The sequence below is a fragment of the Bacillus sp. GZB genome (assembly GCF_001975995.1).
GTDB lineage: Bacteria > Bacillota > Bacilli > Bacillales > Bacillaceae > Bacillus > Bacillus velezensis.
Window position 1 is genome coordinate 176127 of the sequence record NZ_MTQG01000018.1, and the last position, 13117, is coordinate 189243.

14 protein-coding genes are annotated in these 13117 nt (G+C 49.0%); 4 read left to right on the forward strand and 10 right to left on the reverse strand.

The window, feature by feature from the left end:
* The first annotated feature begins 169 nt into the window (after positions 1-169).
* Entirely contained in the window at positions 170-1534 is a 1365-nt protein-coding gene (locus BXO87_RS17145) for an aspartate kinase (RefSeq protein WP_038456950.1), read from the forward strand.
* A gap of 79 nt (positions 1535-1613) precedes the next feature.
* Positions 1614-1724 (forward strand): YjcZ family sporulation protein, encoded by a 111-nt coding sequence (locus tag BXO87_RS17150; protein ID WP_369719092.1) that lies wholly within the window; start codon positions 1614-1616, stop codon positions 1722-1724.
* Positions 1725-1872: 148 nt separating this feature from the next.
* Here BXO87_RS17150 and phrC read toward each other — a convergent pair whose 3' ends face one another.
* The 4 genes from phrC to yclJ form a co-directional block, all read right to left on the reverse strand.
* On the reverse strand, positions 1873-1992 hold the full coding sequence (gene phrC / locus BXO87_RS17155; protein WP_033575081.1) for a phosphatase RapC inhibitor PhrC: 120 nt from the start codon (positions 1990-1992) through the stop codon (positions 1873-1875).
* The gene (locus tag BXO87_RS17160) at positions 1976-3124 is read right to left on the reverse strand and encodes a Rap family tetratricopeptide repeat protein (RefSeq protein WP_038456948.1); all 1149 of its coding nucleotides are present in this window, start codon (positions 3122-3124) and stop codon (positions 1976-1978) included. Before BXO87_RS17160 ends, phrC begins: the two co-directional genes overlap by 17 nt.
* 152 nt (positions 3125-3276) lie before the next feature.
* Positions 3277-4710, reverse strand: a complete 1434-nt coding sequence (yclK, locus tag BXO87_RS17165; RefSeq protein ID WP_161941456.1) for a two-component system sensor histidine kinase YclK — start codon at positions 4708-4710, stop codon at positions 3277-3279.
* Entirely contained in the window at positions 4697-5380 is a 684-nt protein-coding gene (yclJ, locus tag BXO87_RS17170; protein ID WP_076851410.1) for a two-component system response regulator YclJ, read from the reverse strand. Before yclJ ends, yclK begins: the two co-directional genes overlap by 14 nt.
* A 212-nt stretch (positions 5381-5592) precedes the next feature.
* Between yclJ and BXO87_RS17175 the strand changes: the two genes are divergently transcribed.
* The gene (locus BXO87_RS17175; RefSeq protein WP_076851411.1) at positions 5593-7029 is read left to right on the forward strand and encodes an ABC transporter permease; all 1437 of its coding nucleotides are present in this window, start codon (positions 5593-5595) and stop codon (positions 7027-7029) included.
* Positions 7030-7043: 14 nt separating this feature from the next.
* Positions 7044-7727 carry an ABC transporter ATP-binding protein gene (locus BXO87_RS17180; protein ID WP_025853762.1) on the forward strand — a complete coding sequence of 228 codons (684 nt, stop codon included), beginning with the start codon at positions 7044-7046 and terminating at the stop codon, positions 7725-7727.
* 103 nt (positions 7728-7830) lie between these two features.
* Here the strand turns inward: BXO87_RS17180 and BXO87_RS17185 are convergent, their stop codons facing one another.
* Genes BXO87_RS17185 through BXO87_RS17210 form a run of 6 tightly spaced genes read right to left on the reverse strand, consistent with a single transcriptional unit; the run spans position 7831 to position 13114 of the window.
* Positions 7831-9177, reverse strand: a complete 1347-nt coding sequence (locus BXO87_RS17185; RefSeq protein WP_076851412.1) for an MmgE/PrpD family protein — start codon at positions 9175-9177, stop codon at positions 7831-7833.
* On the reverse strand, positions 9174-10325 hold the full coding sequence (locus BXO87_RS17190) for a M20 peptidase aminoacylase family protein (RefSeq protein WP_076851413.1): 1152 nt from the start codon (positions 10323-10325) through the stop codon (positions 9174-9176). Before BXO87_RS17190 ends, BXO87_RS17185 begins: the two co-directional genes overlap by 4 nt.
* Before the next feature lie 17 nt (positions 10326-10342).
* Entirely contained in the window at positions 10343-11092 is a 750-nt protein-coding gene (locus tag BXO87_RS17195; protein ID WP_003156349.1) for an amino acid ABC transporter ATP-binding protein, read from the reverse strand.
* Between the two features lie 13 nt (positions 11093-11105).
* The gene (locus tag BXO87_RS17200) at positions 11106-11780 is read right to left on the reverse strand and encodes an amino acid ABC transporter permease (protein WP_003156350.1); all 675 of its coding nucleotides are present in this window, start codon (positions 11778-11780) and stop codon (positions 11106-11108) included.
* 22 nt (positions 11781-11802) lie between these two features.
* Entirely contained in the window at positions 11803-12594 is a 792-nt protein-coding gene (locus BXO87_RS17205; protein WP_063174355.1) for an amino acid ABC transporter substrate-binding protein, read from the reverse strand.
* A gap of 28 nt (positions 12595-12622) precedes the next feature.
* On the reverse strand, positions 12623-13114 hold the full coding sequence (locus tag BXO87_RS17210) for a GNAT family N-acetyltransferase (protein WP_003156352.1): 492 nt from the start codon (positions 13112-13114) through the stop codon (positions 12623-12625).
* Positions 13115-13117: the final 3 nt, after the last annotated feature.

The window sequence follows — 13117 nt, forward strand, 5'->3', positions numbered from 1 at the left end:
CACATGATGACACGCTTGAGGGAAACAAATCTGACAAACAGAGGAAAAATTCCTCCATGTAAATACAAATGTTCTCCCCACGTAGAAAAAATCCTTGATTTACATGTTTGAAAGAGAGATAATAAAAATTAAATTTGTGAGAAAATTTAAATATTAGGGGATGTAAATCATGAAAGTTGTAAAATTCGGAGGCAGCTCTCTTGCGTCAGGAGCCCAGCTTGAGAAAGTGTTTCAAATCGTGACGGCTGATCCCGCGCGGAAAGCCGTCGTCGTATCGGCACCGGGAAAACGCTTCTCGGACGATACAAAGGTGACGGATCTGTTAATCCGCTGTGCGGAGCATTATTTGCAAAAAGGTGCAGCGCCCGAGCTTGCCGAAACGGTCATTGAACGGTACGCAGCCATCGCGCGTGAGCTGAATCTGGATTTCTCTATTATAGAGAGAATCCGCAGTGACCTATTCGCTCTCTTAAACAGCTGTAAAACCAATCCCGAACAATATATGGATGCGGTGAAAGCGAGCGGCGAGGACAACAACGCGAAGCTGATCGCAGCCTACTTCCGACGGCAGGGCGTGAAAGCGGAATATGTAAGTCCGAAAGAAGCGGGGCTGTATGTGACGAATGAACCCGGAAGCGCGCAGGTGCTCCCTGAGTCCTATGATCATTTGTACCGCCTGAGAAACCGTGAAGGCTTGATCATTTTTCCGGGATTCTTCGGTTACACGAAGGAGCATGAGATTGTGACGTTTTCCCGGAGCGGTTCTGATATTACCGGCTCCATTCTCGCCAGCGGCTTAAAAGCCGACTTGTACGAAAACTTTACTGATGTGGACGCCGTCTATTCCGTCAACCCGTCAATCGTGCGGCATCCGAAAGAAATTAACGAACTGACGTATCGGGAAATGCGTGAGCTCTCCTATGCCGGATTTTCCGTTTTTCATGATGAAGCGCTGATTCCCGCATTTCGGGCCGGCATCCCCGTTCAGATTAAGAATACGAATAATCCGGATGCGAAAGGAACACGCGTCGTCAGCAGCCGTGACAATACGAACGGGCCAGTCATCGGCATCGCAAGCGACACGGGCTTTTGCAGCATTTACATAAGCAAATATTTAATGAACCGGGAAATCGGTTTCGGCCGCAAAGCCCTTCACATTTTGGAGGAAGAAGGATTGACGTATGAACACGTTCCATCCGGCATTGACGACATCACGATCATCCTCCGGCACAATCAGATGGACTCAGAACTGGAACACAGGCTCGTCACCCGTCTGAAGCAGGAACTTCAAGCAGATGAGGTCACAGTCAGGCATAATCTGGCGCTGATTATGGTCGTCGGGGAAGCGATGCGCCATAATGTCGGCACAACCGCCAGGGCATCCAAAGCACTGTCGAAAGCCGGCGTCAACATCGAGATGATCAATCAAGGGTCATCGGAAGTCAGCATGATGTTCGGAGTGAAAGAAGAACAGGAAAGACACGCGGTGCGGGCACTGTATGACGAATTTTTTGCCGGAGTCTTACTCTCATAGGAAACCGCCTCTTTTTTCTCTTGTCCACTAATATCCCTTACAAAGCAGCTTCTTTTACATATTGTATGGTATAGACAATATGGAGGTGAAGCTCATGTCAGGATATTCTGGAATCAGCTCTTTCGCTTTGATCGTTGTTTTATTTATCCTGTTGGTTATTGTAGGTACTGCCTATGTTGGCGGTTTCTAAGCATCGCTCCGTCTATATGAGGACGCTGCGGGTTTTGACCTGCGGCGTTTTCTTTTGTTTTCCGCCGCTGTCCGAGTCCGGACGCGCAAAAAAAGACTGCCGGGAACATTCCCATGCAGTCTTTTCCTTTGTTCAGGCTATTTTCTTCTCACGTCATTCCTCTTTCAGCTACATGGAAGTCAGCCTGATCTGTCTGGCCTGCTCCTGTCACTGTAAAAATCGCGGCGGCTGCTAAACAAATAACAAACCATTTAGATTTCAATTTCATACAAACCCTCACTCCTTTGTATTTGTTTCCTTGCCTCTTCGACTTTCAGAAAATAGTCAGAAGAAATCTTAAAGCAATTTTGTTCATAGTAATATTTAGCTGCTTCTAGTGCTAAATCCTCTATATCGGCGTATAAATTTTTATCTTCCAGGTAACGGAAACACGTGCTGATTGTTTCCTCATCCGGTTTCGCCTGATACAGAGCCTGCAGCCATTCGAATTTTACCGTGTAAACGGGATCGTCTGTTTCTTTAGCATATTCATATCCCCGCTTGTGATATTCCGACGCTTTTTCTTTTTTTCCGAGTTTAAAGTAAATGAGTGTGATTAGAAAATATGCTTGAGGAAGAGAATTGACGATTCTTTGTGATTCAAATGTATCAACCGCCCGTTCAAAGTACGGAATCGCTTCGCCGATGCGGTCCTGATTGTAGTAGCACAGTCCGAGATTATACAGCGCCCTCCCGACAAGCTGCGCTTTTTGTTCTTTTTCGGCCATTTGCAGAGCGTGCTGAAAATGTTTGGCCGCCTGTTCAAAGCGCCTTTCATCCATTAAATTGACGCCGAATACAAAATGGCATTGAATGATCCGGACGTTATATGTGTCCTGCTCTACGTAAATTTCATAAGCGTTTTTTATATGTATCAAAGAAAAATACGTTTGTTTCATATGATAATAAGCTTCGGCCACTTTAAAATAAAACTCCGCCCGTTCCACATGGTCCGATACGAAGGCCAGTTTTTTCTCAGCTTGTTTATAATATGTAATCGCTGAGATAAATTCTCTTTTATCAAATTCAAACATGCCTTTGAAAAAGTTGACGTAATAATCGAGAAGCCCTTTGAGGCCGGCCTGGCTGTTATCAATGTTATCAAGAATTTCCGACAGGGTCGGCTGGTCTTCTATCTTCAGTTTTTCCAGCGGCTCCAAGTAGTCCAGCATCAGCTGATGGCGAAATTCCATGAGGGAATAATAAAGCACTAAGTTCGAATCAGGCTCCATATGGTCAAGCTCTTGTTTGATCTCGGCCTTCAAGATCTCCGCATCCGGCACGCTGAATGTTCTGATGTATCGATACCACTCGTTAATTTTCTGCCCGACTGCTGAAGAAGGAATTAACCCGCTCTTCATTCCTTCACCCTCCCCATCCAAGACCTGTTTACCAGTTATTTTATCACGTTTCCGTGTCTTTCCATCCCGAAAAACACGCAAACTTTGTTTCGGCAGAGCGCAATTTTCCGAGTGAAGATAAAACAGCCGGCAGCCAGACGGGACTGCCGGTTTCAAGATGATTCATGTTTCGTATTCAGCGGAAGGCGGATTGTAAAGGTCGTGCCTTTTCCTTTTTCGCTGTCAATATCTATCGTGCCCTTGTGCATTTCAACAAGCTGCCTGACGATGGACAGGCCGAGTCCGTATTCGCCGTATGCCGTATTCGTCCGGGACACGTCCGCCTTATAAAACCGCTCCCATATATGCTCAATTTCCTCTTTGGAGATGCCGATTCCGGTGTCTTCGATCTCAATCACCGTTTCTTTATAGCCTTCATACCCGCGCAGCGTGATGTCTCCGTTTTGCGTAAATTGAATGCTGTTTTTCGTGATGTTGACGAGAATCTGGATCAGCCTGTCATAATCGGCGAACACTTTGACGCCGTCCTCCGCCTGAATCCGCAGCTGATTTTGTTTTTCCTCCGCCTGCTGATTGAGATGCTCTTTAATAATTTCAAACACCTCGATGAGCGGCAGACTGAGCTTGTCCAGTTTGATTTGCTGGGATCTGATTTTTTCATAATCCAGATTTTCTTTCACGAGCCTGAGCATCCGCTTCGTTTCTTCGCTGATCAGCGAGAAGCATTTCTCTTTATCTTTTTCCGGGATGGTGTTGCTGTTAAGCCCCTCCACAAGTCCGTTAATGGTCGTCAAAGGCGTTCTCAGCTCATGGGAGACATCGGCGATAAATTGGCGCCTCCGTTTTTCCAGGCGGTCAATCTGCTCTCTCGATTGCTTCAGATTTTTGGCCATGATGTTGAAGTCGGACGCCAGCATGCCGATTTCATCGCCGCCGCTGTTCTTGAGCGAAATATCGTAATCACCGGACGCCACTTTTCCGGTCGCATCCCGCAATGTCTGAATCCGCTTGACGTGAAATTTAGATAAAAGCCAGCTCAGCAGAATCGTGATGATAAGGGTGCTGATGATCGCGTAAATCATATAGCGGTTGACCTGGCTGATCATCTGCTCGACCCCTCTGACGGGAGACACGAGCAGCACCGCGCCTTTAAATTGATTGTTGATCAAAAGCGGTTTTGCGACAAGCGACACTTCCAAGCCTTCCGTATTAAAACGGTTCATCTCCGCTCTGATCTGAACGGTTTTCCCTTGCTTCAGCAAGTGCCACTCTTTACTTTTCAGCTTCTCGCGCGGCGGCATATCGTCAGGAAAAAAGTACGGCCGCTGATGTTCATCAAAAATAATAAACCTGGTCTCGCGCGTTTTTAACATGTCCTGATACGGATACAGGCGGCGCAGATCAAGATCGCGTCCGTTCAGCTCACTTGTGATCTGCTGGGCATAAGAAGACAGCTCATCCACTTTATTTTGATACGCAAAATCTTTCACAAAGTGCGAAAACAGGGAAATGATGATGAAAAAGGCCAAAATCAAAATGCTGACATGGCTTAACAGCAGCTGATATAAGTATTTAATCCTCATCAAATTTGTATCCTACCCCCCACACCGTGTATAAAAACGGTTTTTCGTCACTGGACAGTTTTTTGCGCAGCCGTTTAATATGAACATCAACCGTACGTTCATCGCCGTAAAATTGATACCCCCACACCTGCTCAAGCAGCTGCTCTCTCGAAAAGACCTGGCGCGGATTTTGTGCGAGATAAAAGAGCAGATCGAATTCCTTCGGCGTCAGATTCTCGACAGGCTTTCCGTGCAGAAACACTTCCCGCGTCTTCTTATTGATTGAAAAACACGCCGTTTCGATCAAGTCGCCGCTTTTTACGGTCTGCCCCGTCGCCCGGTATCTTCTGATCACCGCTTTAATCCGCGCTACTAGCGTCAGCGGGCTGAACGGCTTGGTGACATAGTCGTCGGCCCCCATTTCAAACCCGATCACCTGATCAGACTCCGTGTCCTTTGCGGTCAGCATAATAATCGGCACACTGCTCGTCTCTCTTATTTTCCGGCAGATCGTCACTCCGTCCATAGATGGAAGCATAATATCCAGAATGACCAAATCCCAGTCCTCTTCCGTGAACCGCTGATAGCCTTCCACTCCGTCATGGACAAATTCGGCTTCAAATCCTTCTTTAAAAAAGAACATTTCCGTCATGGTGCATACGCTTATATTGTCTTCTATCATTAATATCTTCATTGGTTCCTCCGCTTATCTTGACGCTTTTACTTATAATAGCACCATTTTACCCGGATATTTTCGGGTTTCACAATTGTTAGTTTTTATTTCATCACCCGGAAATAGTTTGTTCATATTTTTTTCACACATTTCTCCTACTATATACATATCGGATAACCGGTTCTAAAGAAGGTCGGTTTTACAAGATCTGACACCCACACGGAGGAACAGACATGAACTTTATAAAAAGAGCCTTTTGGAGCATGAAGGCAAAAAAGGGAAAAACGTTTTTGCAGCTGGTTGTGTTTTCAGTGATTTGCATTTTTGTCCTGTCCGGTCTTACGATCCAGTCAGCGGCAAAGAAATCAAGCGAACTGGCAAGGCAGCAGCTCGGCGGGAGCGTCACACTCCAGGCTGACCGCCAAAAGCAAATGTCGCAGCAGCAAAAAGACGGTGAAAAGAGGACGTTTGAATCAGCGCCGATTTCCGTCTCGGATGCCAAGAAACTTACATCTTTACAGCACGTTAAAAATTACAACTTCCTCACGGCAGCGTCAGCAAACGCAGAAAGCTTTGACGCGATAAAAAGCTCAGGCGAATCAGCCGATAACAGTTCCGGCGGAAGCCGTTTTCAAGGCGGCGGAAGACAGATGATTTCAGCGGACATTTCGGTCGAAGGCGTGCTCTCTACGGCGCTGCTTGATGATTTCACAGGCGGGAGCTCAAAAATCACTGACGGCCGCGCCATCACAAAAACAGATGCGGACGCAAAAGTCGCAGTGATCAATGAAACGCTGGCAGATCAAAACAAGCTGAAGGTCGGCGGCTCCATTACGGTTTCCTCAGCAGCGGATGATTCTGTGAGTACAAAGCTTAAAATTGTGGGAATTTATAAAACAACATCATCAGGAGACGATCAGGCAGAGCATTTTTCATTCTTAAATCCTGACAATAAAATCTATACGCCTTACACCGCCGCAGCGGCGTTAAAAGGGTCTGATAACAAAAACAAAATCAGCTCAGCCGTTTATTATATGGATGATGCAAAATATATTGACTCATTCGTTGCGGCTGCGAAAAAAACATCTATAGATGATAAAACCTACACGCTGACGACAAATGATCAGGTGTATCAGCAAATGGTCGGCCCGATTGAAAATGTCGCGTCATTTTCTAAAAACGTGGTGTACCTTGTATCCATCGCGGGGGCGGTCATTCTCGGGTTGATCGTGATGATGTCGATCAGGGAACGCAAGTATGAAATGGGTGTCTTAATGGCGATCGGCGAAAAGCGCTGGAAGCTCATCGGACAATTCTTAACGGAAATTCTGATTGTCGCGGTTATCGCCATCGGGATCGCATCCGTCACGGGCAGCCTTGTGGCGAATCAGCTCGGAAATCAGCTTCTTTCCCAGCAGGTCAGCTCAGCCGATGATTCACAGCAGCAAACAAGCGGCTGGGGCGGAGGAGAAATGCCGCGGGGAGGCGGCATGTTCGGTCAGCATTCATCCGGTGCAGATGTCATCAGTACAATGCAGGTAAACGTTTCGCTGAATGACCTTCTGATTCTCGGCGGGATCGGCGTCGCAATTGCCGTCATCGCCACATTACTGCCGTCTGTATCAGTCATGCGGCTTCACCCTAAAACGATCCTGACCAAGCAGGAATAAGAGGAGGCAGCATAATGAGCCTATTAACCTTTCAACAGACCGGCTACTGGTACCAAGATAAATCACAGCCGCTGTTTCAGGATATAACGATCAGCTTTGAAAAAGGGAAGTTTTATACAATTGCCGGCGCCTCCGGGACGGGAAAAACAACGTTTCTGTCTCTGGCGGGCGGCCTTGACACACCTAAAGAGGGAAGCATCCTTTATAACGGAGAAGACATCTCCAAAATCGGATTAACCAAATTCAGAAATCAATATGTCTCTATCGTCTTTCAATCTTATCATCTGATCCCGTATATGACGGCGCTCCAGAATGTCACAACGGCGATGGAGATTACCGGATCTAAGGAGAACAACAAAGATGAGTCCGCGCTCAGCATGCTGGATAAAGTCGGCATCACCGAACAGCAGGCCCGTCAGCGGGTGCTGACATTAAGCGGCGGACAGCAGCAGCGCGTTTCAATTGCGCGGGCTTTCTGCTGTGACACGGATTTGATTTGCGCGGACGAGCCGACGGGAAACCTCGACGAGGATACGTCAAAGGAAATTGTCCGGCTCTTTCAGGATCTGGCGCATAAAGACGGCAAATGCGTCATCATGGTTACGCACGACGAACAAATTGCCAAAGTGTCTGATATCAACATCCGCTTATCAAGAGGAAGTTTCACGGTCAAAGAAAACGGCACGGCCGTTTCCTGATACCGCGCCCCTGCCAGCGCAGACAGGGGCGCACCCTATATCCCCCTATTCAATAGAAGTGAACGTAAAAAGAGCGAGGGCTGCATCCCCTCGCTCTTTTTATTTATATCAGCTGTAAATAACGGTCCATATTTGATTGTCCGGCTGCTTTGATCAATTCTTCCGCCTTTTTCTCTTCTCCCGGCAAAGCGAGCCGGAGCTTGTCTTCAATGTCTTTTTCAGAAAAACCGTTTCCCGGCGCTCCTTTCGGACAGTCGATACGTGTTTCATAGACATGACCGCCGGAAGCCGTGACCCGTACAATTGTAAAACGGCCCTTCGGAACGGCGTTGTCAGCCGGCTGAATTTGGTCATCGCAGCTGCGGTGAATCCGCTCAAATCCTTTTTGAAGGGATTCCGGGATCGGCTCGGATGTGAAATGTTCAACTGAAAAATCCTTACCGTGCAAAGCCAAGGTGATCACATATTCTACGCTGAACCGTCCCGCTTCGCCTGTTTTCGGACGCCGTTCTGTCAATGCGGCGTCCCCTCCCGGCGGATAAATCACGTCAATCCGTTCCGTTTGGCCGAAAGTGAGACCATGTTCGGCCTTCAGCTTGAGAATGGCGTCCGCCGCATGATGGGCCGCCGAGCAAAACGGATAAACCTTAAACCAAAGTCCCGGACTCACAATCCGCCAAGGGTTTCCCCACCCGTTTACAAGCAGGGTTTCTGCCCGTTCAAGATCGCCGTACAGTCCGAAAAAACCTTTCTCCCCGTCAAGCGCATGAGCTGAGCCGCCGAAACCGGCCTTTGCAAGCTTTACGGCGAACAACCCGGCTTGGGCGGCCAGTCCGGCGTGGAGCGGCTTCATTTCTGTCCCGAATTGCACTCTCATGCCTCCGGAACGGGCAGCCGCAAACCCGATTGCTTTCTGCAATTGGGTTTGATTCAGATTCTCCGCGAATCCGACGGCGCATGCGGCCGCAATGGCACCTAACGTTCCTGTATTGTGCCAGCCTTTCTCGTAATGATGCCTTCCAGCTGACTCGCCGAGCCGCGCCATCACTTCGATTCCCGTCACATAAGCGCCGAGAAAACGGCTCTTGTCTATCCGGCCGGCTGATGCGGCTGCAATCAAAGCCGGAAGGATGACCGCGCTCGGATGTCCTCTTACATCAGAATGAACATCGTCAAAATCAAGCGCATGTGCGATGAATCCGTTAATGAGCGCGGATTGGGACGGCGTGGTTTTTTGATTTCTGCCGATAAGCGGCGCTATCGGCACCCCGCCTTCTTCTTCGGCCAGTTTTACCAGCTTTTCAACTCCTTTATCCCGTCTCCCCGCAAAAGCCGCCGCTGTAAAATCAAGCAGTCCTTTGCGCGCTTCTTTCATCGCTTCGGCGGATGTTTCCGGTACAGACGACATGACGGCCTGAGCAAGTCCGGCCGTCAGATTTTCCGTATTCATTCCGTCTGCTCCAATACATTGACGGCAAGCCGGGCGAAAAACTCAGCCGCTTTCGGGAGCGCTTTTTCGTCGAGTGTGAAGGCGGGATGGTGCCATTCTTCTGTTCCGTTTGTTCCCATCCAGACGAAGAAGCCGGGGATTTTTTCTTGATATAACGCGAAGTCTTCGCCGCCGGGCGACTGTTCTGCCCGAACGGTTTGAAGCCCGAGATCTTCAGCCGTTTGTTCCGCCGCCTGTATGAAACGGGCGTCGTTCATCACTGACGGCAGGTAAGGAAACCAGCGGAAGTCAGCCTCTGCCCCGAATCCGGCCGCGATTCCTTCAGCAACCCGCTTCATATGTTTCGGAACAGCGTCACGCGCTTCTTTTTGAAACGTCCGGACGGTGCCTTCCATTTCAACATGGTCCGGAATGACATTCCAAGAACTGCCCCCCTGAACTCTTGTGATGCTGACGACGGCATTGTGAAGCGAGCTGATGTTTCTGCTGACAACCGATTGCAGGCCGCCGATGATCTGTCCTGCCGCCTGAATCGGGTCAATGCTGTTGTCGGGGATTCCGGCGTGGCCGCCTTTTCCTTTCACGGTGATTTCAAAGCGGTCGACACTCGCCATCAGCGGGCCTTCTTTCAGACCGACCGTGCCGACGGGGAGGTCAGGTTTGTTATGCATGCCGAATATCGCCGATACACCGTCAAGCGCGCCGGCTTCAATGACCTGTCTTGCTCCGGCGGCGATTTCTTCCGCGGGCTGAAAAATAAACCGCACCGTTCCTTTCAGCTCATGCTTTCTCTCATTTAATAAGAAAGCCGTGCCGAGAATAGATGCCGTATGGAAATCATGGCCGCATGCGTGCATCACGCCGCTGTTTCGCGAAGCAAACGGAAGGTTTGTTTTCTCTTCGATCGGCAGTGCGTCGATGTCCGCTCTGACGGCGATGACGGGGCCGCTTTTATGTCCTTTGATTTCAGCGATCACTCCGGTTTGAAGTTTCGGCACATCAAGAACCGTGATTCCTTCTTCCTCCAGCCAGCGGCGGATTTTATTCGTCGTTTCGAATTCCTCGCCTGACAGCTCAGGGTGTTCATGAAGGTCGCGGCGGATATTGATTAAACGTTTGTTTAATGATTCATACGTTTCATTTGCCATTTCTTCTTCTTCCCTTCTTAGACAAGTTCGGCAGGCTCTCCCACTTGCTTAATGAATTTTTTCGTCCGTTCGTTCTGCGGATTGTCAAACAGCTCCTCCGGCGTTCCCTGTTCGATGATGCGTCCGTCCGCCATAAAAATAACTTTGTCGGCTACTTCACGCGCAAAAGCCATCTCATGCGTGACGATGATCATGGTTGTCTGTTTTTCGGCAATTGATTTGATGACTTGGAGCACCCCGGCTACAAGCTCAGGGTCAAGGGCTGAAGTCGGTTCATCCAGTAAAATCGCGTGAGGATCAACGGCCAAGGCTCTCGCAATCCCGATCCGCTGCTGCTGCCCGCCTGACATCGTAATCGGGTAGCTGTCCGCTTTGTGTTCTAAACCGACTTGCCGCAGCAGGTCCATACCGATCTGTTCCGCTTCTTTTTTCGGTTTCTTTTGCGCGGTGATCAGCGCCTCTGTCACATTTTGCAGGGCGGTTTTGTTTTTGAACAGGTTGTAATTCTGAAACACCATCGCCGTCTGCTGGCGAAGCTTGTGTACGTCTTTGCGCGAATAGGACGCTGCATTCAGCTTTGCATCACCGATTTCAATGATGCCGTCATCCGGGCGCTCCAGCAGATTCAGACAGCGGAGGAGCGTTGATTTTCCCGAGCCTGACGGGCCGATGATGGCCGTGACTTCGCCGCTTTTGATCTCAAGATCGATCCCGTCAAGTACGGTAAGGTCTTTAAATGCTTTTCGAATATGTCTGACTTGTATCATCCTGAGCCTCCTCCTATGTGCGATAAGGCTTGCTGATCGCCCGTTCGAGCAGATCCTGCAGCACACTGTAAATAATCGTAAGAATCCAGTACATGACCGCGACGGCTAAATACGTCTCAAAATATTTGAGGTTGCCTGATGCGTACATTTTTCCTTGGGCGAACATCTCCATCACACCTAATGTAAAGGCGAGCGATGTTTCTTTTAACAGGCCGATAAATGTATTTCCCGTCGCGGGAAGCGCGTTTCTGACGGCTTGCGGGAAAATGATCCGTCTGTACGCCTGGGATTTTGTCATTCCGACAGACAGACAGGCTTCAAGCTGCCCCTCATCGACTGAGTTGAGGGCCGCGCGGAAGATTTCAGCCAGGTAGGCGGCATTTTTCAGGCTTAGCCCGATAATCGCCGCAGTTAACGCCGTCATCTTGCTCATTCCGGGAAAGAGCTGAGGCAGGCCGTAATAAATTAAGAAAAGCTGCACGAGCGTCGGCACGCCCCGGAAAAATGAAATATACACCTTTGACAGCTGGTGAAGCACAGGAATACGATTTTTTGTGATAAGCGCTAATATAAGGCCGCCGATCACGGCAAATACCATGGCCGCGACGGCCATTAGTAATGTGATCGGCAAGGCTTCGATTAACGCGGGAAAAGCTGAAAACATAAATCCCCAATCAATGCTGTTCATTCTCGATTTTCACCGCCGTTTCTTAATGCTTTGCTTCCTTTGTGATATCTTCGTTAAAGTACTTTTCAGACAGCTTTTTCAGCGTGCCGTCTTTCCGCAGGTCTTCAATGGCTTTGTTTACTTTTTTGCGGATTTTATCGTGAGCCGCATCTTTCGCAAACGGGAAAGCGACTTTTTCATAGACAATCGGGTCTCCTGCTAATTTCAGAGGCAGACCGGTCTTTTTGATCTGGGCGATCAGGACGCTGCGGCTGTTTACATAAGCGTCAACCCGTCCGTAAGCCACGTCTTTCAGCGTGCCTTCTTGTGTTTCATATGTTTTTATGTTGATTTTTTTATCCGGGTCCTTGCTCTCAAGGTTTTTCGCGTGGTTTGAGCCCAGAACGGCCGCCACTGTTTTTCCTTTCAGATCATTGACTGATTTGATGTCTTTGTTATCGTTTTTGACGACGATTTGAGTGCCCGCATACGAATACGGTTCTGTGAAGTTATACGTTTTCTTGCGTTCGTCCGTGACAGCGACCTGGTTTGAGATGGTGTCGAGTTTGCCGGTCTGGAGCTCGCCCATCAGTCCGCTGAATTCAAGCAGCTTCCAGTCCAGTTTCATGTTGATTTTTTTCGCTACGGCTTCCATGACATCCACGTCAAAGCCTGTCAGCTTGCCGTTTTCTTTATATGCGAACGGATAGCTTTGCCCCGTGGCGCCGACATGCAGCACGTTATCGTTCCCTTCGCTTTCTTTTCCGTTTCCGCATGCTGTTAAGACCGCCAAAAGCGCGGCAGACAGCAGCAAAGCCCATGTTTTCTTCTTCATTGAAATCCCGCCTTTTCCTATTAAAATGTTAATCCTGCAATTGTTTTTTTAAATAGATGGTGATGTGCCCTTTTCCTAAATCCTTTTCGCCTGCACGGACGTAGCCTTTCCGCTCGTACATGCCGATCAGCCACGGATGCTTGTCCGCTGTGCCCAGTGATACGAAAGGCGCTTTTAATGTATCGCGGAGCACTGTATTCTCCAGCCACTCCAGCATGTCTGAGCCCGTCCCTTTTTTTCCGGTTTCAGGATCGACGGCGAACCACCAAATATGAGGGACACCGTACGGCCCGGGATTCGGCCCCCACGGCATCCGCAGAGAAATCGTCGCCAGAATCCGTCCGTCTTCCTCCAAAACGTAACAGGCGTTTTTTTGTATGTTATTCAAAACGAGCTCCTTATCCGCCGTTGCTGCGGCAAAGTTGATGCCGAGCTTGCGGATCGGTTCATACGCCCGCAGTGTCAGTGAAAGCAGCTCATCAGCGTCTGCCTCCGTTGCGAGCCGGTATTGTCTTGACATGAT

Coding starts and splice junctions, on each gene's coding strand:
- BXO87_RS17190 (WP_076851413.1), bottom strand. CDS start 10,325: ATGGCAAATGAAACGTATGAATCATTAAACAAACGTTTAATCAATATC.
- BXO87_RS17210 (WP_003156352.1), bottom strand. CDS start 13,114: ATGTCAAGACAATACCGGCTCGCAACGGAGGCAGACGCTGATGAGCTG.
- BXO87_RS17160 (WP_038456948.1), bottom strand. CDS start 3,124: ATGAAGAGCGGGTTAATTCCTTCTTCAGCAGTCGGGCAGAAAATTAAC.
- BXO87_RS17185 (WP_076851412.1), bottom strand. CDS start 9,177: ATGAATACGGAAAATCTGACGGCCGGACTTGCTCAGGCCGTCATGTCG.
- BXO87_RS17180 (WP_025853762.1), top strand. CDS start 7,044: ATGAGCCTATTAACCTTTCAACAGACCGGCTACTGGTACCAAGATAAA.
- BXO87_RS17200 (WP_003156350.1), bottom strand. CDS start 11,780: ATGAACAGCATTGATTGGGGATTTATGTTTTCAGCTTTTCCCGCGTTA.
- BXO87_RS17150 (WP_369719092.1), top strand. CDS start 1,614: ATGGAGGTGAAGCTCATGTCAGGATATTCTGGAATCAGCTCTTTCGCT.
- BXO87_RS17195 (WP_003156349.1), bottom strand. CDS start 11,092: ATGATACAAGTCAGACATATTCGAAAAGCATTTAAAGACCTTACCGTA.
- BXO87_RS17145 (WP_038456950.1), top strand. CDS start 170: ATGAAAGTTGTAAAATTCGGAGGCAGCTCTCTTGCGTCAGGAGCCCAG.
- phrC (WP_033575081.1), bottom strand. CDS start 1,992: ATGAAATTGAAATCTAAATGGTTTGTTATTTGTTTAGCAGCCGCCGCG.
- BXO87_RS17175 (WP_076851411.1), top strand. CDS start 5,593: ATGAACTTTATAAAAAGAGCCTTTTGGAGCATGAAGGCAAAAAAGGGA.
- BXO87_RS17205 (WP_063174355.1), bottom strand. CDS start 12,594: ATGAAGAAGAAAACATGGGCTTTGCTGCTGTCTGCCGCGCTTTTGGCG.
- yclJ (WP_076851410.1), bottom strand. CDS start 5,380: ATGAAGATATTAATGATAGAAGACAATATAAGCGTATGCACCATGACG.